This window comes from Rhodococcus sovatensis (assembly GCF_037327425.1).
In the GTDB taxonomy this organism is placed as follows: Bacteria; Actinomycetota; Actinomycetes; order Mycobacteriales; family Mycobacteriaceae; genus Rhodococcoides; species Rhodococcoides sovatense.
The window spans coordinates 5,496,156-5,520,467 of sequence record NZ_CP147846.1 but is presented as its reverse complement, the minus strand read 5'-3'; the positions used below and the strand labels follow the sequence as shown (position 1 = coordinate 5,520,467).

General features: G+C 63.7%; 26 protein-coding genes and 1 pseudogene. 18 read left to right on the top strand and 9 right to left on the bottom strand.

The window, feature by feature from the left end; translation table 11 throughout:
* Window positions 1-8: 8 nt before the first annotated feature.
* From WDS16_RS25805 to WDS16_RS25785, 5 genes and pseudogenes are all read left to right on the top strand, one after another.
* Window positions 9-515: pseudogene (locus WDS16_RS25805) on the top strand (SGNH/GDSL hydrolase family protein); the annotation flags it as partial.
* A gap of 133 nt (window positions 516-648) precedes the next feature.
* Window positions 649-1,032, top strand: coding sequence for an STAS domain-containing protein (locus tag WDS16_RS25800; RefSeq protein WP_338888844.1), 384 nt, complete (start codon window positions 649-651; stop codon window positions 1,030-1,032).
* 157 nt (window positions 1,033-1,189) lie between these two features.
* A complete protein-coding gene (locus WDS16_RS25795) occupies window positions 1,190-1,738 on the top strand; it encodes a GNAT family N-acetyltransferase (protein ID WP_338888843.1) in 549 nt (182 codons plus the stop codon).
* A gap of 147 nt (window positions 1,739-1,885) precedes the next feature.
* On the top strand, window positions 1,886-2,146 hold the full coding sequence (locus tag WDS16_RS25790) for a DUF1049 domain-containing protein (protein ID WP_338888842.1): 261 nt from the start codon (window positions 1,886-1,888) through the stop codon (window positions 2,144-2,146).
* A gap of 18 nt (window positions 2,147-2,164) precedes the next feature.
* A complete protein-coding gene (locus tag WDS16_RS25785) occupies window positions 2,165-2,383 on the top strand; it encodes a hypothetical protein (RefSeq protein WP_338888840.1) in 219 nt (72 codons plus the stop codon).
* Between the two features lie 22 nt (window positions 2,384-2,405).
* Here the strand turns inward: WDS16_RS25785 and WDS16_RS25780 are convergent, their stop codons facing one another.
* The gene (locus WDS16_RS25780; protein WP_338888839.1) at window positions 2,406-2,804 is read right to left on the bottom strand and encodes a hypothetical protein; all 399 of its coding nucleotides are present in this window, start codon (window positions 2,802-2,804) and stop codon (window positions 2,406-2,408) included.
* Between the two features lie 192 nt (window positions 2,805-2,996).
* A complete protein-coding gene (locus WDS16_RS25775) occupies window positions 2,997-3,137 on the bottom strand; it encodes a hypothetical protein (protein WP_338888837.1) in 141 nt (46 codons plus the stop codon).
* 295 nt (window positions 3,138-3,432) lie between these two features.
* On the opposite strand from WDS16_RS25775, the gene WDS16_RS25770 reads away from it, so the two are divergent.
* Complete coding sequence (locus WDS16_RS25770) at window positions 3,433-4,239, top strand: transglutaminase family protein (protein WP_338888834.1); 807 nt, start codon at window positions 3,433-3,435, stop codon at window positions 4,237-4,239.
* 104 nt (window positions 4,240-4,343) lie between these two features.
* Here the strand turns inward: WDS16_RS25770 and WDS16_RS25765 are convergent, their stop codons facing one another.
* A complete protein-coding gene (locus WDS16_RS25765; protein ID WP_338888832.1) occupies window positions 4,344-4,931 on the bottom strand; it encodes a TetR/AcrR family transcriptional regulator in 588 nt (195 codons plus the stop codon).
* Between the two features lie 42 nt (window positions 4,932-4,973).
* On the opposite strand from WDS16_RS25765, the gene WDS16_RS25760 reads away from it, so the two are divergent.
* From WDS16_RS25760 to WDS16_RS25730, 7 genes are all read left to right on the top strand, one after another.
* The gene (locus WDS16_RS25760; RefSeq protein ID WP_338888830.1) at window positions 4,974-6,326 is read left to right on the top strand and encodes an MFS transporter; all 1,353 of its coding nucleotides are present in this window, start codon (window positions 4,974-4,976) and stop codon (window positions 6,324-6,326) included.
* Window positions 6,327-6,383: 57 nt separating this feature from the next.
* A complete protein-coding gene (locus WDS16_RS25755; RefSeq protein WP_338888828.1) occupies window positions 6,384-6,773 on the top strand; it encodes a metalloregulator ArsR/SmtB family transcription factor in 390 nt (129 codons plus the stop codon).
* Window positions 6,770-7,870, top strand: a complete 1,101-nt coding sequence (arsB, locus tag WDS16_RS25750) for an ACR3 family arsenite efflux transporter (protein ID WP_338888827.1) — start codon at window positions 6,770-6,772, stop codon at window positions 7,868-7,870. Before WDS16_RS25755 ends, arsB begins: the two co-directional genes overlap by 4 nt.
* Window positions 7,870-8,523 carry an arsenate reductase ArsC gene (locus tag WDS16_RS25745; RefSeq protein WP_338888826.1) on the top strand — a complete coding sequence of 218 codons (654 nt, stop codon included), beginning with the start codon at window positions 7,870-7,872 and terminating at the stop codon, window positions 8,521-8,523. The genes arsB and WDS16_RS25745 overlap by 1 nt, the downstream gene beginning before the upstream one ends.
* A gap of 25 nt (window positions 8,524-8,548) precedes the next feature.
* On the top strand, window positions 8,549-8,965 hold the full coding sequence (locus WDS16_RS25740; protein WP_338888825.1) for an arsenate reductase ArsC: 417 nt from the start codon (window positions 8,549-8,551) through the stop codon (window positions 8,963-8,965).
* Entirely contained in the window at window positions 8,962-9,369 is a 408-nt protein-coding gene (locus WDS16_RS25735; protein ID WP_338888824.1) for a low molecular weight phosphatase family protein, read from the top strand. The genes WDS16_RS25740 and WDS16_RS25735 overlap by 4 nt, the downstream gene beginning before the upstream one ends.
* Window positions 9,370-9,474: 105 nt before the next feature.
* Window positions 9,475-10,518: an ArsO family NAD(P)H-dependent flavin-containing monooxygenase gene (locus WDS16_RS25730; protein WP_338888822.1), complete on the top strand. Its 1,044-nt coding sequence runs from the start codon at window positions 9,475-9,477 to the stop codon at window positions 10,516-10,518.
* 17 nt (window positions 10,519-10,535) lie between these two features.
* Here the strand turns inward: WDS16_RS25730 and WDS16_RS25725 are convergent, their stop codons facing one another.
* The gene (locus WDS16_RS25725; RefSeq protein WP_338888820.1) at window positions 10,536-11,378 is read right to left on the bottom strand and encodes a metalloregulator ArsR/SmtB family transcription factor; all 843 of its coding nucleotides are present in this window, start codon (window positions 11,376-11,378) and stop codon (window positions 10,536-10,538) included.
* 102 nt (window positions 11,379-11,480) lie between these two features.
* Here WDS16_RS25725 and WDS16_RS25720 point away from each other — a divergent pair, with 102 nt between their 5' ends.
* Both WDS16_RS25720 and WDS16_RS25715 read left to right on the top strand, forming a co-directional pair.
* Window positions 11,481-12,827 (top strand): FAD-dependent oxidoreductase, encoded by a 1,347-nt coding sequence (locus tag WDS16_RS25720; RefSeq protein WP_338888818.1) that lies wholly within the window; start codon window positions 11,481-11,483, stop codon window positions 12,825-12,827.
* Window positions 12,820-14,028, top strand: coding sequence for an MFS transporter (locus WDS16_RS25715; RefSeq protein ID WP_338888816.1), 1,209 nt, complete (start codon window positions 12,820-12,822; stop codon window positions 14,026-14,028). Before WDS16_RS25720 ends, WDS16_RS25715 begins: the two co-directional genes overlap by 8 nt.
* Here WDS16_RS25715 and WDS16_RS25710 read toward each other — a convergent pair.
* From WDS16_RS25710 to WDS16_RS25690, 5 genes are read right to left on the bottom strand one after another with little or no spacing between them, the layout of a single operon-like run.
* A complete protein-coding gene (locus WDS16_RS25710; RefSeq protein ID WP_338888815.1) occupies window positions 14,025-14,342 on the bottom strand; it encodes a hypothetical protein in 318 nt (105 codons plus the stop codon). The two genes, WDS16_RS25715 and WDS16_RS25710, sit on opposite strands and share 4 nt — an antisense overlap.
* 50 nt (window positions 14,343-14,392) lie before the next feature.
* Window positions 14,393-15,721, bottom strand: coding sequence for a PQQ-binding-like beta-propeller repeat protein (locus WDS16_RS25705; RefSeq protein WP_338888814.1), 1,329 nt, complete (start codon window positions 15,719-15,721; stop codon window positions 14,393-14,395).
* Window positions 15,718-17,091: a hypothetical protein gene (locus tag WDS16_RS25700; protein WP_338888812.1), complete on the bottom strand. Its 1,374-nt coding sequence runs from the start codon at window positions 17,089-17,091 to the stop codon at window positions 15,718-15,720. Before WDS16_RS25700 ends, WDS16_RS25705 begins: the two co-directional genes overlap by 4 nt.
* A gap of 22 nt (window positions 17,092-17,113) precedes the next feature.
* Window positions 17,114-18,640 (bottom strand): hypothetical protein, encoded by a 1,527-nt coding sequence (locus WDS16_RS25695; RefSeq protein WP_338888811.1) that lies wholly within the window; start codon window positions 18,638-18,640, stop codon window positions 17,114-17,116.
* A 40-nt stretch (window positions 18,641-18,680) separates the two neighbouring features.
* Window positions 18,681-19,184: an Lrp/AsnC family transcriptional regulator gene (locus tag WDS16_RS25690; protein WP_338888809.1), complete on the bottom strand. Its 504-nt coding sequence runs from the start codon at window positions 19,182-19,184 to the stop codon at window positions 18,681-18,683.
* Between the two features lie 152 nt (window positions 19,185-19,336).
* Here WDS16_RS25690 and WDS16_RS25685 point away from each other — a divergent pair, with 152 nt between their 5' ends.
* From WDS16_RS25685 to WDS16_RS25675, 3 genes are read left to right on the top strand one after another with little or no spacing between them, the layout of a single operon-like run.
* Window positions 19,337-22,813: an indolepyruvate ferredoxin oxidoreductase family protein gene (locus WDS16_RS25685; RefSeq protein WP_338888807.1), complete on the top strand. Its 3,477-nt coding sequence runs from the start codon at window positions 19,337-19,339 to the stop codon at window positions 22,811-22,813.
* 37 nt (window positions 22,814-22,850) lie between these two features.
* Window positions 22,851-23,948: a Glu/Leu/Phe/Val family dehydrogenase gene (locus WDS16_RS25680; protein WP_338888806.1), complete on the top strand. Its 1,098-nt coding sequence runs from the start codon at window positions 22,851-22,853 to the stop codon at window positions 23,946-23,948.
* Window positions 23,949-23,970: 22 nt separating this feature from the next.
* Window positions 23,971-24,309, top strand: coding sequence for a hypothetical protein (locus WDS16_RS25675; RefSeq protein ID WP_338888805.1), 339 nt, complete (start codon window positions 23,971-23,973; stop codon window positions 24,307-24,309).
* Window positions 24,310-24,312 lie beyond the last annotated feature (3 nt).

Below are 24,312 nucleotides of genomic sequence, written 5' to 3'. Positions count from 1 at the left end.
TCGCGCTCGGAGATTCGATCGCCGAGGGCAATTCCGTCGCCGACTGGGGCATTCACGGCGACACCTCGTGGTATTCCCACCTCGTGTGCGGGGACGGTGCAGCTGCCGTAGACGGACTGAACGCGGGCGCCACAGGCGAGACCACCGCGCAGATCGCGGCTCGTATGGACGAGGCACTCGCCGCCGAACCGGATGTGCTCGTCGTCAACGGTGGAACCAATGATCAGGCGCGCGGAGTTCCCTTGGCAGACACCATCGCGAATCTTCGATCGATCTTGGACCAGGCCCGAGGCGTCGAGACCGTCGTACTCGCCACCGTGCCTCCGTCGAGGTCGGCGCCGGACGACAGCTTGAACACCGCCATCCGGAACCTCGCCTCCGAACGCGGGCTTCCGCTTGCCGATTTCGCGTCGACGCTGAAGACACCGGGTGCGACGTTCGACGGTGTTCATCCGACCGCGGACACCGCTCGGTCGATGGCCGAGCAGGTCGTCCTCGCCGCCGGCTTACGCTGACAGCGCCCGCAGACCGTCGTTACCGATCCGTTATTCGGTAGATGCCCTACCGTGATGAAACCCGAAACGGACACGAGATCTTCGCCTGTCAGAGTTTCAGCAGGCACGAAATACGACGCGAAGGGCAGAAGAGATGATCACTGCAGCCAACCCCTTATCCGTCGACGCCACCGCACAGTCCGTCGGCGAAGCTCCTCGGCATTCAGTCGAGATCGAGTCGTACTCGACCTTGTACGCGGTTCTACGAGTGTCGGGCGACCTGGATATGACCGCTCGAGCAGAGCTGACAGGAAAACTCGACGAGCTCCTCGGCAGTGGCGCCGACGTGCTGGTCGATCTGTCCGCGGTCTCGTTCATGTACTCCGGTGCCGCGAATGCCGTGATCGACGCAGCATCGGCGACGGATTCGCGTGTTCGGATCTTCGCGCCGACGCGTCCGGTTCGGATGATCCTCGACGTGCTCGGTGCGGGCGTGCTGATTGTCGACAACCGGTCGAGAGAGTGGACTTCGCGATGACCAGGTCGGATCACCCCGAATCAGAGCACCCGACGGACACGCCCCGGAGCACGTCCGAGCCCAAACCTCAGGCGTCATCGTTCCTTCAAATGTTCCTCGAGACCCGTCCCCCCGGCAGCAGTTCCGACTGAACCTGCGACGTCGATAGAGTGTCCGCGTGGATACTCCGTCGACTGACTTCTCGATCGCAACACCTCGACTCCGCCTCCGCCACTACCGGATCGGCGACGAGGCACAACTGCTCGAGTACTACGGCGACGAGGAAGTCTGCCGCTATCTACTGCACGGTCCGTGGACCGAGTCCGACGCGCGCGAGAACGTGGAGATTCGCAGTGCACGTACGGATCTCGACACAGGCGACCTCAATGTCGTGGCCACTCTCGACGGCCGGATCATCGGAAACGTCAGCGCTCATTTCGTGAACGACACCGACCACACCGTCGAACTGGGCTGGACGTTCTCGCCCGCCTACGCAGGCCGCGGTTACGCAACCGAGGCCGTCACCGCGCTGATCGAAACAGTGTTCTCCCTGGATCGGGTGCACCGCGCGATCGCTCAGATGGACGCCGAAAATGCCGCGTCCGCACGGCTCGCCGAACGCGTGGGCATGCGTCGGGAAGGGCACTTCATCCAGGATTGGTGGAACAAGGATGCCTGGTCGGACACATTTTTGTATGCAATTTTGCGTGCCGAAGTGACCGAATGACTACTCGAGTCACTCAGAGTGACCCAGATAGTCGTTCGGTCCGGAAAGAAGTGTGACACACATCACACTACCGTCGGCGTTTGCTTTCGCGGTCCCCAACCGACTAAGTATCTGCAACTTCCAATCACATGCAGACAGGAACTCCTGATGACCTCCACCGATTCCGCAACCACCCCCGCACGTCGACGCAGCGGCGGCTTCACCAAGTTCTCGCTGGTGATCGCGCTCGTGCTGATCGTCGCCCTGGTGATCTTCGCACTCCAGAACACCGTGCACACACGCATCAACTTCATCGGGTGGAACTTCGATCTGGCGCAGGGCGTGTGGCTGTTGGGCGCGGCAGCGGTCGGATCGATCATCACCCTGGCCGTTACTGCTGCACTGCGCGTCCGCCGCGCGGTGCGCTGACTCGGATAGGACTGCACCATGCTTCCATTGCTAGCGCGCAAGTACCTCTACCGATATCTGTTCGTAGCGATTGCGCTGCCGATTCTGGCGCGGTTGCTCGTTCTGAGCGGTCTTGCGATCGAAAAGCGTTCAGGCAAGCCGAACTTCGTCTCCAAGGCTCTGAAGAAGGGCGGCACGTTCGCCCAGCGTCGCGCCGACAAGGCCGCAGGAAAAGACAAGAAACAACCTGTCCGGTGAGTGCGTGAAAAAAGTCACGCCCTCACCGATTCTCGGAGCGATGCCGGACCGAATCAAGTGCACCCAGCACGAGTACGGCACCGATCACGACCAACCCCAGGAATGCGCGCGGTGCCCAGACCTCCAGGACCACCCACTGCCACACCGCCCATCCGATGGCCACCGTGCCGACCACTCCGGCGAACACTCGAGAACCGGCGACGTCCACGATCACTGCCGCAGCACACACGAGCGGCGCAATTCCCAGCGCGAGCAATACGAATGCGCCTGCATAACGGTAGTCCCAGGTATGCCAGTCCGGGAGCATGTCGACGCGAAGCCCCAGCGTGCCGCCTTGAGGGTCGGAGACCAGCGCGATTCCGTTGAACAGCCCTGCGGCGCCCAGCAGCAGAAGTACCGCAGCGGTGGCGAGTTTCTTCACGCCCTCGCCGTTACTGTGGCGTCCATCGCACGCACGCAACGGGTGAACTCGATCATGCGTGCACGACAAGCAGGATCAGGGTGGACGATATTCTCCAGCGACACACGCAGGCTGTCCTGATAGACCTCCATCGAACCCCTCTCACAGCATCGCCCCCGCCTGCATTCAAGTTAGACGACATAATCCAACCTGTCAGTACGGAATCACAACATCCTGCACGCACGCCCAGGCCGCCAACAAATAGTCACTCGGAGGCGGCTGTAGCGCTTCCGCCAATGCATCGCCGACGGCGTCGAGCACAGCGACTTGGTTCTGCTCGCGTACTTCGATCAAAAGCGCTTCGCGACTGTCGAATTCGACAAGCTCGAGGACACTAGGGCGGGGTACCCGGGACCGTCGTCAACAAGATCGACATTGGTCAGGCGCCGACCCCGACGATTCCCATGTTCGTGGCCCAGGCGTCGAACGGCATCATGGTCGCCGGGGACGTGCAAAGTTCACCTTCAACCGTCTTCAGCAGCGGAAATACTGTGACGCAGTCGTTGGTTGAAGGCGTATCAGGCGGGGTAGTTGCCACTCGATCGTTTCCCCCAGCTGACGACACTCAGCCTCAACACATGGAGAATCAGTGCTCAAACGCGACGTATCAGCGCGACTCGATGTCGATATCACCGACGCCACCACCCTCGAATTCCAGATCGCCATCGCGCCCCACCCCGGCACGACGGTGACCGAGTCACTCACCTTCGAACTCGACGGACAACCGATCACGCCCACAGAAGTCAGTGGTGCGCACGGCAATCGCATCCACGTCTTCCCAGCCGGCGTGGGCAATCTTCAGGTCGCGTACGACGCCACCGTCCTCGGTAACACGACGCCCGCGCCCGTCACGGATTACGACATGTCGCTGTACCTGCGCCCCAGCCGCTACGCCGAGGCCGACAAGTTCTACGGTTTCGCGGCGACCGAGTTCGGCGCCTACGCCGACTCCGAGGAGTTGCTCGAGCGAATCTCGTCATGGGTCGGTGCGCGGCTGAATTACGTTCCGGGCAGCAGTGATCCGATCGACGGCGCGACCGACACCCTCCTCGCCGGAGCGGGCGTTTGCCGCGACTACTCGCACTTGGTCGTCGCGATGCTGCGGGCGGTCAACGTGCCGGCGCGACTGGTCGCGGTCTACGCACCGGGCTGCGACCCGATGGACTTCCACGCCGTCGCCGAGGCATTCGTCGGCGGCGTATGGCGAGTCGTCGACGCCACCTGCTTGGCTCCGCGCTCGACGCTTGTCCGCATCGCAACTGGGCGGGACGCGGCGGACACCGCGTTCCTCGACAACCACAAGGGTGCAATCACCTTGAACAGCTCGGTCGTCACCGCAGTGGTCGACGGCGATCTCCCGAACGACGACATCACCGAACTCGTCTCCCTGACCTGATCTGCATTCTCTGTCGTCGGCACCGAGATTTACCCCCCGGTTGTGCGCTGAATGTCCCTGTGGCCGCACAACCGGGGGGTAAATCTCGCAGTCCAGCATTATGACTACACCCGCCGGAGGTAGACCCTGCCGGTTAGGAATCGGTCGACGATGCGCCCGGCCTCTGGACCGTCGATCTGCTCGACCATGATCATCGTGCCCACACCGTGGATCAACGACATCAGAGTCCGCGCTTCCACCCTCCACTCCATGTCGGCTGCACCGCATTCGAGTGCCGCCGAGCGAATCAGATCGACGAGGACCTCTTCCGTCGCATCGAGATTGGCGCGATAGATGCCCGCCGCCAGCTGAGGATCACTCAGAGCCAACGACGCGAACGCCACCCCCAGCCTGTGAAACGCGCGGCGTTCCTCGTCGAGTGGAAGCGCAGCATCCACGAACGCGCGCACCTTCTCCCGCGCAGACATCTCGTCGCCGACCCGGGCGCGCCAGCCGGCGAAACTTCGGTCGGAGAACCGCGTCAGCACCGACTCCAACAGGCTCGACTTCGACCCGAAGTAGTACTGAACCAATCTCAGCGACACTCCGGCCTCGGCTGCGGCACTGCGCATCGTCAGCTTGTCGAGCCCCTCGAAGGTGGCTACTCGCTCCGCTGCAGTGAGTATTTGATCTCGCCGATCATCGTCTCCCATTCGTCCTCCCGTCTGATACAACTGTATCAAAGGGGTGATCCGATGGTATCGAAGAGTCGTTGGGGAGTACTTGCAGTCGCGGCACTTGCGCAACTGACAGTGGTGCTCGATGTGTCGGTGGTCAACATCGCACTTCCCGAGATCGACACCGCACTCACTCTCAGCACCAAGGACATTCAGTGGGTTGCCGGCGGATACAGCCTCGCGTTCGCTGCCGCGCTCCTCGCCGGCGCCCGAGTCGCGGACACGCACGGCGCACGACGCGTGTTCATCATCGGCACAACGGCATTCGTCGCGGCGAGCGTCGCCGGCGGACTTGCACCGACCGGTTCAGTGCTCATCGCCGCCCGCATCGCGCAGGGCTTGGCCGCGGCGGTCGTCTCTCCTGCGACCTTCACGCTGCTGACAACCACATACCCCGAAGGGCCCACTCGAACACGGGCACTTGCGGTGTGGACGGCCGTCAGCGTCGCCGGCGGCGGAGTCGGAAATATCGTCGGTGGCGCGTTGACCGAATACATCTCATGGCGTTCGGTGCTGCTGATCAATCTGCCGATCGGCATTGCGGTACTGCTCATGACGTTTCGCTACGTTCCGCGACCGGTCCTCTCGAACCGACCGTCGGTCGACTTGGCGGGTGCCGCGCTGGGCGCTGCCGCACTGGGTGGATGCACCCTCGCCGTCACCGAACTCGGCGACGACGGCTCGACCTCGGTCGCCTCGGCGGCCGCGCTACTCGGGATTGTCGGCACGGTCGGCTTCGTCGTCCGACTACGTCGATCACCCAATCCACTCGTCCCGGCACGACTGCTCGCCAACCGAATCCTTGTCACCGGGAACGCGTTGACCCTGTTGACCGGCGCCGTTTTTCAAGTACCCATTTGGTTCTTCCTGACCTATCGCATGCAGCAGTCGCTACATCTGAGTCCAGTTCGGACGGCCTTCGGATTCCTCCCACTCACCACAGCAGTAGTCATCACCAGCATCGCCCTGACACCTCGCCTACTCGACAAACACCCGCCGCACCGCATAGCGGCTGCGGGCGCGGCACTGGCATCGATCGGACTGATGTGTGCGAGCCTCGCGTCAACGCACTCGGACGCTTACTTCCTCGCCATCGGCATCCCGTCGATCCTGATCGGCGTCGGCGGAGGACTGCTCAACACACCGCTGGCCACAGCCGTCAGCAGCGGCGTCGCCCCCGACGACGCAGGCGCAGCATCCGGGCTGATGAACACCAGCAAACAATTCGGCGGTGCGCTGGGACTGGCGGCGCTCACGCTCGCGACAGGACTGGCCGACTTCCGACTTGCGTGTGCAGTCATGGCCGTCTTGCTGGCAGTCACGGCAGCATTCTCGTTCGCCCTCCTGCGTTCGACGGTGGCCGCGCGCTAGAGAGAGTTCACGTGCTGTTCGCTTGACCCGTAATTCGGCGACTGTCAATATAGACGCATGTCGAAACAGAGCCTCCCCGTCGAGGACGCCGCAAGTGGTGCATGTTGCTCGCCCTTGATCCGCGAACCCTTGACCACCGATTGGGCAGGCGATCTCGCTCGGATGTTCAAGGCATTGGGAGATCCGGTCCGGCTCCGACTGCTCAGCATCGTGGCGAGCCACGCAGGCGGCGAAGCGTGCGTGTGCGACATCTCCGATTCGTTCGACCTGTCCCAGCCCACGATCTCCCATCACCTCAAGGTTCTCCGCGAAGCCGGGCTTCTGGATTGCGAACGGCGCGGCACCTGGGTGTACTACTGGGTCATTCCCACAGCACTGCAACAGTTGTCGTCGGTGCTGGCTGCCGCCGACCCAACCGCTGACGATGCTGCGCTGGTGACTGCATGAGCACCGCAGCCAGTACCTCCGACCACCCGGCAGTCGTCGGAAAGCTCTCCACCCTCGACAGGTTCCTCCCGGTCTGGATCGGTGTAGCCATGGTCGTCGGCATCCTGCTGGGGAAACTGATCCCAGGAATGAACGACGCCCTGTCGGCCATCTCGATCGACGGCGTCTCACTGCCGATCGCCATCGGACTGCTGATCATGATGTACCCGGTGCTGGCGAAGGTCCGATACGACCGTCTCGACACCGTCACCGGCGACAAGCGTCTGCTCATAGGTTCTTTGCTTCTGAACTGGATCCTGGGCCCGGCGTTGATGTTCGCACTCGCGTGGCTCTTCCTACCCGATCTGCCCGAATACCGCACCGGACTGATCATCGTCGGTCTGGCCCGCTGCATCGCTATGGTCATCATCTGGAACGACCTCGCGTGTGGTGACCGAGAAGCGGCAGCCGTGCTGGTCGCGATCAACTCGGTGTTCCAGGTGTTCATGTTCGCCGTTCTCGGCTGGTTCTACCTGTCGATCCTGCCCGGCTGGCTCGGCCTCGAACAGACCACCATCGAAGCCTCGCCCTGGCAGATCGCGAAGTCGGTCCTGATCTTCCTCGGCATCCCTCTCATCGCCGGGTTCGCGTCGCGCTACTTCGGTGAGCGCGCCAAGGGGCGTGAGTGGTACGAGTCGAAGTTCATCCCGAAGATCGGTCCGTGGGCGCTGTACGGTCTGCTGTTCACCATCGTCATTCTCTTTGCGCTGCAAGGTGATCAGATCACCTCGCAGCCGCTGGACGTCGTCCGCATCGCACTCCCGCTTCTGGTGTACTTCGCGGTGATGTGGGGCGGCGGATACGCCCTCGGTGCCGCCATGGGCCTGGGCTACGAACGCACCACGACTCTCGCATTCACCGCTGCGGGCAACAACTTCGAACTCGCCATCGCCATCGCGATCGCCACCTACGGCGCAACATCCGGCCAAGCACTCGCGGGTGTCGTCGGACCACTGATCGAAGTACCAGTGCTCGTGGGCTTGGTCTACGTCTCACTGGCTCTCCGCAAACGCTTCACGCCCAGCAAATCCGTGACGACAGCGACAAAGGAGTCCTGATGTCCGAACACCGCGCGCAACCCGAACTACTCATGCCACAGGCCGTACTCTCGCGCACCGCAGAGAGACTGGCCGCCGAATACGAAGGCATCTTTTCGATGCAAACCGTGGAACGGTATGTATTCGAGTCCTACACATCACTGCGGCGGACCTCGAAGATTCATACACACCTGACGACGCTGGCAGGCAAGTTCGCCGCCGATCGACTCACAGCACTTGCTCAATCACAAGGTGACGCACCGAAGCTCGTACCCGAGGTGCTCTTCATCTGCGTCCACAACGCCGGGCGGTCTCAGATGGCTGCAGGCTTGCTCAACCACCGTGCACAAGGTCGGGTACACGTGCGATCGGCAGGATCTTCGCCGACGCACGAGATCAATCCGATCGTGGTCGAAGCCATGGCGGAAATGGGCATCGACCTGGGAGGCGAATTCCCCAAGCCGTTGACCGACGACGTTGTCGCCGCGGCCGACGTCGTGGTGTCGATGGGATGCGGCGACGCCTGCGCCGTCTACCCCGGTAAGCGCTACCTGGACTGGCAACTGACCGACCCCGACGGCAAGTCGCTCGACGAAGTTCGGGTCATCCGCGACGACCTCGACGCCCGCGTGAGCGAGCTTCTCACCGACTTGACCTCATCCGTTCCTGCTTGACCCCCGATACAGAAGGGCCATCTCGATGTCCGACACACCCAGCGTCCTGTTCGTCTGCGTCCACAACGCCGGACGCTCCCAGATGGCCGCCGGATTCTTGAGCCACCTCGCCGGCGACACCATCGAGGTCCGTTCTGCCGGTAGCGCACCGGCCGATTCCATCAACTCCGCCGCCGTGGAGGCCATGGCCGAACTAGGTATCGACATCTCGGCACAATCTCCGAAGATCCTGACCCCGGTAGCCGTCGAAACCTCCGACGTCGTCATCACCATGGGGTGCGGGGACGCATGCCCGGTCTTCCCAGGCGTGAGTTACCGCGACTGGGCTCTACCCGATCCCGCAGGCAAGGGAGTCGAGGCGGTCCGACCGATCCGCGACGAGATCAAGACTCGCATCGAAGACCTGATTGCCGAACTGTCGCAGTCTGTTACGGCTCGATGAGCACACCGAGCGTACTGTTCGTCTGCGTCAAGAACGGTGGCAAGTCGCAGATGGCCGCCGGGCTGATGCGCAAAGCGGCAGGCGATTCAGTCGAGGTGCATTCGGCCGGCACCAAGCCCGGCAGTGCAGTGAATGCGCTGTCCGCAGAGTCACTGCTCGAGGTCGGTGTCGATCTCACCGGTGAGCAGCCCAAGCCGATCGATCCCGAATTGCTGGCTCGGATGAACTACGTCATCACCCTCGGCAGTGAAGCGAAGCTCGACGCGATAGACGGTCCGACGTATCTGAACTGGGATACCGACGAGCCATCCGAGCGCGGTATCGACGGCATCGAACGCATGCGGCTTGTTCGCGACGACATCTCCGCTAGGGTCGACGACCTCACCGCTCGCCTGTCTCGGTGACCGATAAATGGGCAGGAAGCCACACTTGCGACCGAATCACGCGGGTTCCCGCGTGAAATCAGCGCAAATGTGTCTTCCTGCCCACTCGCAACTACTGGTGCGGCCGTGACCACCGTGGTCATCGGTGGCGGCCAAGCCGGTCTCGCCGCAGGCTACTACCTACGCCGGGCGGGGTTGGATTTCGTCATCCTCGACGACCAGCCCCGTCCGGGCGGATCCTGGCAGGACTACTGGCCGTCACTTCACCTGTTCTCGCCCGCCGAGTACTCACGACTGCCGGGATGGCCGATGCCGCCGTGGCCGCAGGGCTTTCCGCCTGCCTCCCACGTCGTGGACTATCTCACCGCGTACGAGAAGAAGTACGACCTCCCTGTGCACCGACCGGTACGGGTGGAGTCGGTTCGTCGCGGTGACCATCATCGGTATCGCGTCGAAACCGACAGCGGCGTATTCGACGCGTCAGCAATCGTCAACGCCACCGGAACGTGGTCACGTCCGTTCTGGCCGAACTATCCCGGAATGCGCAGCTTCGGCGGCGTGCAGTTGCACGCTGCCGATTACCGCACCCCCGAACAGTTCTCGGGTAGAGAAGTTGCCATCGTCGGTGGAGGCAACTCTGCGGCGCAGATCCTTGCCGAGATATCCACCGTCGCCGATACGGTGTGGTTCACCGCTCGGGAACCGCGGTTTCTTGCCGACGATGTCGACGGACGAGTCCTGTTCGACGTTGCCAGTGATCGCGCCCGCGCGCTCGCCAGCGGCGCAGCCGACTCCGGCGGCGTCACCGGGTTGGGGGACATCGTCATGGTTCCACCGGTCAAAGACGCACGCGAGCGGGGCGTCCTGCACAGCCGACGCATGTTCACGGAGATCGTTCCGGATGGAGTGCTCGGCGAGGACGGAACCGAGGAATTCGACGCCATCGTGTGGTGCACCGGATTCCGCTCTGCGCTGCGGCACCTGCGAGCGCTGCATCTGCCATCCACCGATTCGTCGCCAATAGCACTGAACGGCAACCACGTTCAGGACGAGCCGACGATGGTATTCCTGGGATACGGCGACTGGTGCGGCCCAGCGTCGGCGACACTGATCGGGGTGGGGAGGACCGCACGTTCAGCAGTCTCTGCACTCGTGAAGACGCTGTCGTGAATCCGATGGGCCTGTGCTCAGTCCGCGCGGCGGCGTTCGAGCATGACGGTGTCACGCCAGACGCCGTCGAGCTGGGCGACGCGCTCGCGGATCCCGACGGTGCGATATCCCGACGAATGATGCAGCGCGATGCTCGCTCGGTTCTCGGGAAAGATCGACGTCTGCAGTGTCCACAGACCAGCAGCATCAGCCTCGTTGACCTGCTTGTGTATCAACGACTTTCCCACGCCGCGGCCACGATACCCGTCTGCTACGTATACCGAGTTCTCGGCGACTCCGCGGTAGCAGTCGCGGGCGGAGACGGGAGCCAACGTCGCCCATCCCACAAGTTGTTCGTCGACTACTGCGACCCAGCGGTGACCGACCGACCACTTCTCGTCCAGCGCCTGCTGCGAAGGAACATCGGTCTCGAACGTCGCGTCACCGGTTGCGATGCCCTCGGCGTAGATCCGGCGAACTGCATTCCAATCGCCGTCCTCCATCGCGCGAACCGTGACATCGTCCGGAAGGTCCACCGGGCAGCACGGCCTGGGCGTCAGCAGACCCATGACCGCATCCGCGGCGTGCGGGAGGCCGGTGCAGCACGTCGGATTGACCGAAACGATCGTCGTAGTGCCCCTCTTGTCGAGGGTCACGAATCCGACGTCGGCAAGCTTGCGAACGTGATGCGACACCGTCGGCTGGCCGATGTCGAGCGCATCGGCAAGCTTTCCGACGGCGATTCCCGATCGGGATCCGGCGACGAGATGCAGAATTCGGACGCGCATCGGCTCGGCCAAGCACGCGAACCACTGGGCGTACGTCGCCGCATCATCGGCGGCAAGCGGCTCTACCTGGACTGGAAGTGCGGCTGCGGTCATCACGCGAGTATATCGACAGCAATCGATGGTTGCCATCATCGACAACCATCGATATAGTCGGCTCAGCGAACATTGATGACCATCGATGAAAGGGAAGTACAGATGACCGAGTACCCCGTAGTAGTGGTCGGAGCGGGACCGATCGGCCTCGCCGCCGCTGCACACTTGACCGAAACCGGCTCCGAGGTAGTCGTGCTCGAACGCGGCGCGGGTGCTGGATCCTCCGTCGCAGAGTGGAATCACGTCCGCCTGTTCTCCCCGTGGTCCGAGGTCGTCGACCCCGCCGCTGCGCGGTTGCTCGCGCCGACCGGATGGACCGCGCCCGACGGCGACACCTACGCCACCGGCCGCGAATGGGTCGAAAGCTACCTCGCGCCGCTCGCTGCAGAGCTCGGCGACGCGGTCCGATTCGACTCCGAGGTAGTAGGTGTCGCGCGACGCGGACGTGATCGCGTCGTCGACGCCGGCCGTGACACCGAACCCCTCTCGGTCCACGTTCGTCACGGTGACGGCAGCGAGGAACGCATCCTGGCTCGGGCCGTCGTCGACGCCTCCGGCACGTGGGGATCCCCCAACCCGCTAGGTAGCGAGGGACTTCCGGCCATCGGAGAACGCGGCGCTTCCCGGCGCATCGACTACCGCGTTCCCGATCTCACCGACGATGCAATCCGGTCCGAGTTCGCAGGCAAGCACATCGTCATCGCCGGCAGTGGACATTCGGCGCTGACTGCAATCATCACCTTTGCCGAGCTGGCCGCCACCCATCCGGGCACAAGACTCACCTGGGCAGTGCGACGCGGTGTCACCGACTCGGTGTTCGGCGGCGGTGAGTCCGACGAGCTCGCAGCACGCGGCGCGCTCGGTCTACGGGCGAAGAAGGCTGTCGATGACGGTTACCTCAACGTGGTCTCCGGATTCCGCACCGAGGAAGTTGTGGCAAACAGTGACCAGCTCACACTCGTCGGCGACGCCGGTGCCCGCATCGACGGCGTCGACCGAATCGTCGCGCTGACCGGATTTCGACCGGATCTGTCCTGGCTGTCCGAGGTTCGCCTCGATCTCGATCCCACGTTGCAAGCCCCGAAGTTCCTTGCAGCACTGATCGATCCGAACATGCACTCCTGCGGAACGGTCTACCCACACGGCGTCGAGGAACTCACCCAGCCCGAGCCCGGCCTCTACCTGGTCGGCATGAAGAGCTACGGCCGTGCCCCGACGTTCCTGGCGATGACCGGTTACGAGCAGGTCCGCAGCATCGCAGCCGAACTCGCGGGTGATCATGACGGTGCGCGAAAGGTCGAACTGACGCTTCCCGATACCGGCGTCTGCGGCGGTGCCGGACTCTTCGACGACCCGAATGCCGACGCCGGCGGGAGTGGTGGATGTTGCGGCGCGCCGGCGGCACCGGAGCTGATCAGCCTCAGCGCGCCGTCTGGCAGCCGTGACTGAGTCGGTCACCGATCCGGCGTCGACGAAGGAGGAAGCACATCCTGGTCGACGCCGGGTGCTGTCGGTTCTGTGCGTCACCGAGATCACCAGTTGGGGCATTCTGTATTACGCGTTTCCTGTTCTCTCCCCTGCGATTTCCGCGGACACGGGATGGTCGACCACGTCGATCGTCGCGGCGTTCTCGTTGAGCCAACTCGTTGCAGCGCTTATCGGCATCCCGGTCGGGCGGATGCTGGATCGCCACGGACCGCGCTGGGTGATGACGCTCGGATCGGTCGTTGCAGCTCCTGCGTTGGTGCTCGTCGCCGTGTCGCAGAACCTGACGATGTTCTACTTCGGGTGGGTCATCGCGGGGACTGCGATGGGCGCTGTTCTGTATCCTCCCGCATTCGCAGCGTTGACGCGGTGGTGGGGAGCGGACCGCGTACGCGCGCTGATGATCCTCACCCTCGCGGCCGGGTTGGCCAGCACGGTGTTCGCGCCACTGACGGCCCTACTGTCGAATCAGAGCGATTGGCGTCGAACATATCTGGTACTCGCACTCCTACTGTTCGTCGTCACCGTCCCGGGTCACCTACTCGGCCTGCGGGGACGCTGGCCCGATGTGAGCGCGCCACATCATGGTGCGATGCACCGGTCCGACGTCGTCCGCAGTCGGCCGTTCATCATGCTCACCGCGTCCCTGAGCCTGACGGCGTTCGTCGCGTTCGCAGGCGTATTCAACCTCGTGCCACTACTGCTCGAGCACGGCGCCGACTCTGCCGTCGCTGCCACCGCACTCGGACTCGGCGGCCTCGGGCAAGTCCTCGGACGCATCGGATACCTGCCGCTGCAACGGTTCACCGGAGTTCGCGGGCGAACCGTCGGCATCATCGCTGCCGCCGCTGTGACCACTTTCTTCCTGGGTGTCGCGACGTCGACGGTGGGACTCATCGCTCTCGCCGTCGGCGCCGGACTCGCGCGCGGGGTGCTCACGCTCATCCAAGCCACCGCGATCACCGACAGGTGGGGGCCCTCTGAGTACGGACACTTGAACGGAGTCGTGTCCGCACCCGTGATCGTCACGATGGCATTCGCACCATGGGTGGGTGCGCTGCTCGCATCATGGACGGGGAGCTACTCGGGTGCGTACATCGTTCTCGGTGTGCTGGCGATCATCGCCGCCGCAATGTCGGCCGCGAGTGTGCCGGTCGCCAGCTAGTCAGCTGAGCTTGTCCGAAAGCTTGGGCACCAGCAGGTCCGACCGAAGTGGCCAGTGAACTCCTGCAGCTCGCCGTTGTAGGTGACCCTCCGTTCGGGTGACAGGTTCAGCACGATCGCTTGGTCGTTCTGCACGCTGGGGAGACGCGCGATCAGCGGATTCGCGAACCATGCGTCGAACTCGGCCTGATCGGAGGCCTGATTGGAGATCACCAGAACGTCGCCGGTGAGTGAGCCGAGGAGTAGAAGTCGTTCCTGCCATTGTGCGCCGGTGCGCCGAGAACGGGTGAGACGTCGCTGAGCTGCTGAGGACACCAGGCGGCGTCACAACAAAGGTAAGACTACCTACCCAGCGCCGATCGAAACTACTCGCTCACAGGTGGCAACAGATTGAGCCGCGTCTCGTTGACCACCAGAACCCCTCCTCCGATTTCCTGGAGCGCTACCTCCTCGGACCTACCGTCGGTGTTGCCCACCAGTGAATCGATCGACACGGATGCGCGACGACTACCCGTGGCAGGATCGAGCGCCAGGATCTCCTGCCAGTCCACGACGTACGCGGCGCCGCCATGCACCGCCGTCGGCAGAGTATTGACCGGCTCCACATCGTCCGACCACAGTTGCGCACCTGTGCGGAGATCGCGCGCCGGCACGGACTGTGCGATAACCACGCCGTCGACTATCGCAACGTCGCTGGTGAAGTTGTAGTCGTCCGCCGTCCAGAGCGTTTGGCCCGAAATCGGGTCGAACGCTGTGCCGCCGAACATGACCGGATCGTCCGGCGCATTCAGCGCATCGACCGATACCCGCTGATAGAGCTCGGTATCTGCCGTCGCGATGGTTCGTCCGGTCGAGTCGACGAGGTCCGAGCGAAAGACGAACAAGTCGGAGCAACGCCGACCGACCACGAAGAAGACCTCGTCACCGCGCTTGGATCGTTCGCGTACGCAGTCGGGAGAGGCGAAGTTGTCGACAAGTTCACCGGTCTCGACATCGAACAAGGCTGTTCCCGACGAGAACCGGGCCACCCCGTTGCCGCCTGCGATCGTCACGATCTCGAGCCGATTGCTCGGGTCCACCCACGTGTCGTCCACGGTGAGTGACCACCGCGAGTCGAAGTCGTCGAGCGTCCCCCGATGAATACGGACGGAGTATCCGTCTTCTTCCCCCTCGACCACGTAGATATCGGCGCCGTCCGCAGTCACGCGGAACAGGTTCCACCCGGTTGGGTAGCGCGTCACCTCCCCGGACGCAGAATCGACCGCTACGACATCACTTCCACTGATGCACAACACGAACGAACCGACAACTGTCGACGAGCAATGACCGATCCCGTCGGCCGACGCCGTCCACCGCACGACACCCGTCGAAGCGTCGAACCCGACCAGTTCCGATCTCTCGAACTCCTTCGACTCCTGGTTGATCAAGCCGGCCTTCGCAACGAGCACATCACCCGCGTCGATGACGCCTCCGGCTACCTCACCGAATCGTCCACCGACGGGGTCTTCGAACGTCGCGAACTCGTCACCGAGCACGTCGGCAGCGTCGAGAGTCCAGACGGCCCCCGGCGACGTGGCAGTCGACCGTGTGGGCTCCACGTCCTCGCGAGGTGCAGTGGCCACCGAAGCTACTGCTACGCCGACGCTGACGATCGCAACCACGGCAGTGACGGCCAGCCTTCGGTAGGGGTTCACAGAACGTCCAATCCGTCCGCGGTGGCGATGGCTCGCAGCGTGTCCACTCCGAGAGGCTCGTCGGGACGTTCGGCGTGTGAGCGAACCTCCACCTGCGTTCCCGACGGGTACGTCACCGTGACGGTGCGACGCATCCCGCCCGTCGACCCCTCCTGCGGAGCAGGCGAATAGGAGTAGGGCATCTCGTCGAGCTGAAGAACCGCACCGTCGTCGAGGGTTTCGGTAGAGAGCGGGCGGTTGTCGTACGCCGGATCGTAGATGTCGGGAACCGTCGGCAGTTCCTGCCCACCCATGATGGACATGGAAATGTCTGCACCGGTTCCGAGTACGGCGACGTGCGTGCACACAACTTCGGTCCCGAAGTCGGCGAGTCTCAGCGTGTTCAGGCCTGGTTCGAATCGTTCGTCGATATCGACTTCGGCGAGGGCGTCGTTCAACTTCTCCGCGGCATCAGCGTCGATCGGGGGTCCGTCGGAGCTGTACGCCACCGACCCGTCGCACCCGGCCATCGGCCCAGGAGTGTTCGCGGGCACCGGCGCGGTGACTCGCAGGTCCGGCAGCGCGACAATAGATTTCAGCTCATCGACGGTCAGCACTGTGTCGCGATTCCCTGCATTGACCGACGGAAATCCCTCGGCGTCGGAAGCGGTTGCGGAGATCGCCGATCCGTCCGGAGTATAGGTAATCACACTGCGGAAATTCGTTCTGTCCGTGCCGTACTCGTACCAGGATTCGTCGATGTCGGTGACCGTTCCATCCGAAGACCTTGTCCGTTCCTGCACCGCACCTGCCACACACGGCGGAACCGGGGTATTCGCTGCCACGGCCACGGCCAGCAGACCGATAGCGTCACCACGTCCCATCTCTGCAGACGCCGACGCCCAACCCGGCACTACAGGTTCCCCCGGTTCGACGGAGGTCTGCGGGATCGGCTGGAACACCAACGACTCTCGGTGACTGCCGAATTGGATGTCCACGCCCTCGGGAAGCGCCTGCTGCAACGCTTCGGTCATCATCACCGACCGCGGTCCGGAATACCAGGGGTACTGCGGATTGTCGTACGCATCTTCACTGGTGACGAGCTGCCCCCACGTCAACGACCCTTCGGACGGCGGTTCGACGACGTCGCAGCCCGGGATAGTCGTCGGGAAGGTTACTTCCGGAGTCCGATAGGTCGAATCGACAGGTGCCACCTGGGCTTCCGTGGTGGCCGCAACGACAGAACGGGAAGACTCGGGCGATTCGGGGGATTCATGGGCCGAGGAGCTACGATCCACCACCGCCGCAACACCGATACCGAGGGCGACGATGGACACGATCGTCAGCGCATCGGCCAACGCGCCGGCTCGACGAGGACTAAGGCTGGGCACCGAACGACAATACCCCCGTGGTCTAACTAGTACTCGGATCGATGCGACGCCGCAGGTCCGCGAACGCGCTGTCGCTCAGCTCGACGCCGCGTAGCGTCAGTACCCAGTCGAAACCGTGGCTCGACCAGATCCTGGCATCCGGGTACGGCGCCCACACATTCTCGGAATGAAGCCGCCTGGAGAGCGATCCGGAATGACGGTGATCGCCCAGGCTCGCGCTGAACTCACCTGTCTGCTCGTCCAATTCGTGAATCTGAGTCACTTCGAGTGTGATCGTCGTTTCGACGGTCAACGGCTCAGCGGTGACATGGTCGCGGAACCAGGTCAAGTGTTCTCTTCGAGCCGATTCGTCCTCTTCCTGCTGTCGCCGCAAGAGCTCCTCGGCCGACTCCGACGGCCCCGACCAGCTGAAGAGCTCGTCGTCGAGCGAGTCCACGACCTCGAACTCGGTCCACTCGTCGACCGCGCCGACCGACGGAACTCCCTGCAGAAGAACAAGTCCTGTCTCTGCGTCCACGACCATGTGCAGCGGGTGTGGCTTGTGCACAGGCGGAGCGAGATCGAACTCGTAGACGGACCGCCCGTGCCGACGAGTCATCTCGACGGTTCCGATCAGCTGGGTGAAGTCGTCCCCGACCCATTCCGCTGCCGGTCGACGCACCAGCAATTCAGTGCCGCTCCCCTGAAACAGCAGCCGATCCAGAGGCTCGTGCACAGGCACATTACCGCCTCGGAACCGCCAGCTCTGGATTCCGTCGCTGATCAGGACCGGCGTGCCGTCTGGCCGTTCGAGGCGGACGCGCGCGCCATCACGCCAGACCGAGAGGTCACCGACCGAACCGATCGCCACATTCCGACCGAACGACTCAGCTGCCCCGCGCTCCTCTGAACTTCGGAGCTTCCCCCGCACAGGGGGATTCGGCCCGTGCACCATCTGGACCAATACCGCGATCCACGGCACCTCCCGCGCCCGACGCCGTGCCTCGTTGCGGTCGGGCCGCGGCGTCTCTTCAGCCGGTCCACCCCAAATGAACAGGTCTTCCGGCAAATCGCCGCGGAGCTGCAGATCGGTCACGACGAGCCTGTCGACAGCATCGGCAGTGAAGCGAAGAAGCACCCCGGTCTCGTCGTCCAGCACGACCTCGGCCACTTCCGACCCACCGTCGCGCGCGAGATCGACGGCGTATGCCCGACGCCCACCTTCGGAGACGAGTCTCGGCGGTGAGGGAACGATCTTCTGCGACATCCGCTCGAGCAGAGACTGCCCTCCGACGAATGCCATCGGTCCGGGCGATCCGAGCAATGGCATGTGGAAGTCGCTCTGCGATCGATGCATTCGGCCGTCTCGGCGCATCACGGCCGACGTGCCGTCGAAGAGATAGACCGGTTCACCGCCCTGCTCGACGCGCCACTGGTCGCTGCGTGAGCGCCACACCTGCCAGTGCGTGGGCTCGCCGTCTCCTCGCGTCGTCACGGTGGCCGTCAATCCGTGGGTGCCCGACGCCGCATGCCGGCCCATCAGTTCGATCCACGAAGGTGTCTCCGTCATACCCGAAGCCTACCGACGGGTCCGTTCCTGGGGCGAGGGATCAGCGCGGGGTCGGAGTGGAACGCCCCCACCCCTCCTCCTTGCCGAGGTGCTCGAGCAGAGGTTGTATGCGATAACGCAGCGGGGTGGTCAGGGCGAGCGTCGTCGACGAGTGCGACACGCCCTGCACGGACACCACTCTCTGAGCGAGAGCTTGCAGGTCGGCCTGCGTAGCGGTGGCCACTCGAACGAGAAGGTCCTCACGCCCGGTCGTCGCGTGGATCTCGAGCACTTCCGGCATCGACGTCAGCGCGTTCACGACCTTCTGGATACGGCCCTGCTCCAACTCCAACGCCATGAATGCTTCGACAGCGATCCCCACTTCGGTGAGGTCCAGTTCGGGTCGGAATCCGGACAGGACGCGCGCCTCGACCATGCGTGCCAACCGGGCCTGCACGGTGTTGCGTGCAACTCCCAACGCAGACGCCAGTTCCACGATTCCGACGCGGGCGTTGCGTGAGAGAACCCCGAGCAACTCGATGTCGAGCCGGTCGATCTTGAGCATTGTTCTCAACTCCAGACGTGACGGGCGTCTCCAACTGACCCGATGGTGTAGTTGTTGCGCCTTCCTTTGATTGCAGAGCCGAATCGATGCACGCTTACACCACGTTTTGTTCATCTCGACCGCGTGCAAGTGTACTGAAGTGGAGCCTCTTCATGACCCAAATCGACGACACACGCGTAGCGCCGAGCGCGGTCGACCTCGACGATCGCTACCGAACGGACTCCGGACCTGTCTTGATGACGGGCGTGCAGGCCATTGCACGACAGCTGGTCGAGCAACACGAACGCGATCGCCGTGCGGGCAGGAACGTTGCGACCTTCGTGTCGGGATATCAGGGCAGTCCGCTCGCCGGACTCGACCGACTTCTTGCCGGCATCCCCGAGCTGAAGAACGAGCACGACGTTCGACTCGTACCAGGAATGAACGAGGAGCTCGCGGCTACGTCGGTATGGGGCAGCCAGATGGAACTGCCGAAAGGCCAACGCACACACGACGGAATCGTCGGCGTCTGGTACGGCAAAGGTCCCGGCCTCGACCGCGCAAGTGATTCGCTTCGCCACGCCACCATGTACGGCGCCCATCCGTCGGGCGGAGCATTGGTACTGGTCGGCGACGACCCGGCCGCCAAATCGTCGACGGTCCCCGCTGCCAGCGAAAAGTCCCTTGCCGCATTGGGAATGCCGATCTTCTTCCCTCGCAACGCCGAGGAAGTGATCGCGTTCGGTCTTCTCGGTGTCGAATTGTCGCGGCTGTCGGGGTGCTGGTCCGGGATGAAGATCGTCGCCGACGTCGCCGACGGACTATGGACGATGAGCACCGACTTCGCCGACTTCCCCATCGTCAGCCCGACGCTGGAATGGGAGGGTCGCCCTTGGACCTACCGTCAGCGGATCATGGCTTCGCCGCCGGACAGTCTTCTCGCCGAAGCCGACATGTACGGTCCGCGTTGGGAAATGGTGCGGCGCTTCAACGACGCCAACAACATCGACAGCATCGACATCAACCCGCCACGGGCCCGGTTGGGCATCGTCGCGGTCGGGACGGCGTACGACAGCGTCCGGCAAGCCCTCGATGAACTCGGCCTCGGAAGCGATCGCCTGTTCGAGCTGGGCATTCGCGTCATGCGCATCGGAATGCCGTTCCCGCTCGGGGAGAAGAAGGTCCAGCGGTTCGCCGACGGCCTCGACACGGTGTTCGTCGTCGAGGACAAGACGCCTTTCGTCGAGTCTCAGGTCAAGGAAGCTCTGTACGGCACGGCCGACGCGCCGCACATCGTCGGCAAGTACGACGCGGATCGCAGGCCCCTCGTGCCGGCGGACGGAGAACTCACCGCAGCTCGCACGCTCAGGCCTTTGCGCCGGGTCCTGAAGGGGTACACCGAGCTGCCGAAGCCGCCACTGCCCGTCCTCGATCTCACCGTTCTGCCTGCCAAGCGGGCGCCGTACTTCTGCTCGGGCTGCCCACACAATCGTTCGACGGCGGTGCCGGAGGGATCGTTGGCCGGTGGCGGGATCGGGTGCCACACGCTCGTCACGATGTCCTCACGGACCGATTCCCAGGTCACCGGCCTCACGCAGATGGGCGGCGAGGGTGCACAGTGGATCGGTCAGTCCGCGTTCACCGACGTCGACCACATCTTCCAGAACGTCGGCGACGGAACGTTCTTCCACTCCGGTCAGCTGGCCGTCCAGGCGTGCATCGCTGCCGGAGTGAACATCACCTACAAGATCCTCTACAACTCGGCCGTCGCGATGACCGGCGCTCAGGATGCCGAAGCCGGTCTCACCGTCCCCGAGTTGACGCACAAGCTCACCTCGGAGGGCGTCCGTCGGATCATCATCTGCGCCGATGAGCCGCAGCGGCACCGCAAGGCGAATCTCGCCGCCGGAACGGTTCTGTGGGAGCGTGAGCGTCTCGACGAAGCACAGCGGTTCCTGCGCGAGGTCCCCGGCGTCACCGTACTGATCTACGACCAGCAGTGCGCGGCCGAGGCCCGCCGTAAACGCAAGCGCGGCACCCTGCCCCCGCGTCGAACACGCGTCGTCATCAACGAGGCGGTCTGCGAAGGGTGTGGCGACTGCGGCGTCAAGAGCAACTGCCTCTCGGTTCAGCCGATCGACACCGAGTTCGGCCGCAAGACCACCATCGATCAGACGACCTGCAACACCGATTACTCGTGCTTGGAAGGTGAATGCCCGTCGTTCGTGACGGTGGAGATTCCCGAAAACGCCTCCCCCGCACGCAGGGCCGTCCCCGAACCGCCGTCGGCTCCGGAACCGAAGCGCGACGCGCTGACCGGGATTCACAACATCTTCCTTGCCGGCATCGGCGGGACCGGAATCGTCACCGTCAACCAGGTTCTCGGTATGGCGGCGCTGCGTTTCGGTCTGCACGTGGAAGGCCTCGACCAGATCGGTCTGAGCCAGAAAGCGGGACCGGTCACCTCGCATCTACGCCTGGCCACGGACGCTCGGGAATCGTCGAACCGCATCAGCCCGTCCTCGGCCGACTGCGTTCTCGCGTTCGATCTGCTGACCGCAGCCGACGCGAAGAATGTCGGCTTCGGAAGCGCCGAACGCACCGTCATGGTCGCCTCGACCACCAAGACCGCCACCGGCGACATGGTCTACGACTCCTCCGTCCAGTATCCGGCCGACGACGACCTCATCGGCAGGCTCGCGGCGGTGTCGAAATCCATGTACTCGTTCGACGCATCGGCTGCATCGGAAATGCTGTTCGGCAACACCGCAGCTGCGAACTTCCTGCTCGTCGGAGCCGCATATCAGGCTGGTGGACTGCCCGTTTCGGCAGCGTCGATCGAAGAGGCGATCACGATCAACGGGGTTGCAGTGTCTGCGAACATCGCCGCCTTCCGCTGGGGCCGCGCTCGTGTAGCCGAACCGAAGGCCTTCTCCGACGCAGTGGAGTCTTCCGTCGCTCCCGCCCGCAGCGACACAGCAGTCCCGACGCATCTGCTGACCGATCTGACGATCGAGGGCGAGACCCTCGACACGGTCGAACGACGGTCTGCGCAGCTGATGTCGTACCAGGGACCTGCAATCACCCGGCGCTATCTTTCCCTCGTCCAAACCGTCTGGGATGCAGAGAGTTCCGTAGGGGAAAGCCGAGAGTTCACCGATGCTGTCGCGCACGGCCTGCACAAGCTGATGGCATACAAGGACGAGTACGAGGTCGCGCGGATGCTGACCGATCCGGCGTTCCTCAGCTCCGTTGCAGCCGAGGTGCCCGGTGGTGAGAAGCTGACCTACAAGCTGCACCCACCTGCGCTGAAGGCGCTCGGGCGGAAGAAGAAGATCGGAATGGGGCCGAAGAGCCATCTCGCTCTGAAGGTCCTCGCGCGCGGCCGGGTTCTTCGCGGTACACCGCTCGATCCGTTCGGCTACGCGAAGGTGCGGCGCATCGAGCGCACACTGCTGGCGCACTACATCGCGACCGTGCAGGAATTCGCGTCGACGCTGTCGACCGAAAACTACTCGACTGCTGTCGAATTCGCGCAAGCAGCCGATATCGTCCGCGGCTACGAGGACGTCAAGCTGCGGAACATCTCCACCTACCTCGGGACGTTGAAGCGTCTCGGCATCGAAGCACCTGCCATAACGCTGCACTAGAGAAGAAATCCGTTCACACACGCACAGGAGCACATCCATGACGCACGCCGCCGAACACAAGGTCGACATCGACGCCTACTCCGGCGTATTCGACCGCCCGGACTTCGCTGACGACTCACCTCACGAACAGGTTGTGTTCTGTCAGGACAAAGCAACAGGCTTGAAAGCGATCATCGGAATACACTCCACGACGCTCGGTCCCGCGTTGGGTGGCACGCGGTTCTACCCCTACCGCGACGAGCAGGCTGCGCTGACCGATGTCCTGCGGCTCTCGCGCGGCATGACCTACAAGGCCGCCGCGGCGGGGTTGCAGCTCGGCGGAGGCAAGGCAGTTCTCATCGGAGATCCGGCGTTGGACAAGACACCGGCCTTGCTCGAGGCGTACGGCCGGTTCGTCGAGACACTCAACGGGCGATACATCACTGCCGGTGACGTCGGCACGACATCCGACGACATGGACATCATCGGACGGTCGACCGAGCACGTCGTGGCCAGGACACCTGCAGCGGGCGGCTCGGGTGACAGTGCGCCGATGACTGCCCTCGGCGTCTTCAATTCGATGACTGCCGCAGCGAAGTCCGTGTGGGGATCCGCCGATCTGACCGGACGTCGGGTCGGCGTCGAGGGAACCGGCAAGGTCGGATACAACCTCATCTCCCTGTTGCTCGACGCGGGAGCCGTGGTCACCGCCACCGACGTCAATGCCCTTGCATTGCAACGAGTGAAGGCCGCGTTCCCGGGCGTCGCCATCGCCGAGACGGTCATCGACAAGGACATCGACATCTACGCACCGTGCGCGATGGGCGCCACGCTCACCGACCTCAGTGTGCGCACACTGAACGCGGCCGTGGTCTGCGGAGCGGCGAACAACCAGCTCGCCGTCGCACGCGTCGAAGAGTCGCTGCGCGCCAAGGGTGTCGTCTGGGTCCCGGACTTCGTCTCCAACAGCGGAGGTCTCATCCAGGTTGCCGGGGAAATCGCCGACACTCCCCGCAGCGAAGTCGAAGCTCAGGTGAAGAACATCGGAGTCACCGTCGGACGGATCCTCACCCGTCAGCACGAGCAGGGAATCCTGGCAGGTCAGGCCGCCGACGCCATAGTCCGGGAGCGCTTGAGCGCGGTAGCGGCACACTGACGCGCGTGGCACCATTCACACGGTGAATACATTCCAGCGTGTAGCCAAGGGTTTCAACCTTCTCGTTCGGCCGTTGATCAACGCCCCGATCATCGGCAAGTACATCTCGGGCACCCTCACCGAGATCACCTACACGGGCCGCAAGTCCGGCAAGGAATTCACCATTCCAGTCGCATACCACCGCCGAGGTGACGAGGTGATCATCGGCGTCGCTATGCCGGACAAGAAGTCGTGGTGGCGTAACTTCTATCCCGATGGCGGTCCCATCCGTATCGAGCTCGACGGCACACGACGGACGGGTCGGGCGGTGGCGCACAGGGACGGTGACAGCGTGCACGTGAAGGTCGCTCTCGACAGCTGACCT

Bases quoted from the DNA above. Each gene is read 5' to 3' on its own strand.
- WDS16_RS25735 (WP_338888824.1), top strand. From the start codon at position 8,962: ATGAGCACACCGAGCGTACTGTTCGTCTGCGTCAAGAACGGTGGCAAG.
- WDS16_RS25790 (WP_338888842.1), top strand. From the start codon at position 1,886: ATGACCTCCACCGATTCCGCAACCACCCCCGCACGTCGACGCAGCGGC.
- arsB (WP_338888827.1), top strand. From the start codon at position 6,770: ATGAGCACCGCAGCCAGTACCTCCGACCACCCGGCAGTCGTCGGAAAG.
- WDS16_RS25785 (WP_338888840.1), top strand. From the start codon at position 2,165: ATGCTTCCATTGCTAGCGCGCAAGTACCTCTACCGATATCTGTTCGTA.
- WDS16_RS25695 (WP_338888811.1), bottom strand. From the start codon at position 18,640: ATGACGGAGACACCTTCGTGGATCGAACTGATGGGCCGGCATGCGGCG.
- WDS16_RS25725 (WP_338888820.1), bottom strand. From the start codon at position 11,378: ATGACCGCAGCCGCACTTCCAGTCCAGGTAGAGCCGCTTGCCGCCGAT.
- WDS16_RS25745 (WP_338888826.1), top strand. From the start codon at position 7,870: ATGTCCGAACACCGCGCGCAACCCGAACTACTCATGCCACAGGCCGTA.
- WDS16_RS25800 (WP_338888844.1), top strand. From the start codon at position 649: ATGATCACTGCAGCCAACCCCTTATCCGTCGACGCCACCGCACAGTCC.
- WDS16_RS25685 (WP_338888807.1), top strand. From the start codon at position 19,337: ATGACCCAAATCGACGACACACGCGTAGCGCCGAGCGCGGTCGACCTC.
- WDS16_RS25765 (WP_338888832.1), bottom strand. From the start codon at position 4,931: ATGGGAGACGATGATCGGCGAGATCAAATACTCACTGCAGCGGAGCGA.
- WDS16_RS25755 (WP_338888828.1), top strand. From the start codon at position 6,384: ATGTCGAAACAGAGCCTCCCCGTCGAGGACGCCGCAAGTGGTGCATGT.
- WDS16_RS25680 (WP_338888806.1), top strand. From the start codon at position 22,851: ATGACGCACGCCGCCGAACACAAGGTCGACATCGACGCCTACTCCGGC.
- WDS16_RS25740 (WP_338888825.1), top strand. From the start codon at position 8,549: ATGTCCGACACACCCAGCGTCCTGTTCGTCTGCGTCCACAACGCCGGA.
- WDS16_RS25760 (WP_338888830.1), top strand. From the start codon at position 4,974: ATGGTATCGAAGAGTCGTTGGGGAGTACTTGCAGTCGCGGCACTTGCG.
- WDS16_RS25720 (WP_338888818.1), top strand. From the start codon at position 11,481: ATGACCGAGTACCCCGTAGTAGTGGTCGGAGCGGGACCGATCGGCCTC.
- WDS16_RS25690 (WP_338888809.1), bottom strand. From the start codon at position 19,184: ATGCTCAAGATCGACCGGCTCGACATCGAGTTGCTCGGGGTTCTCTCA.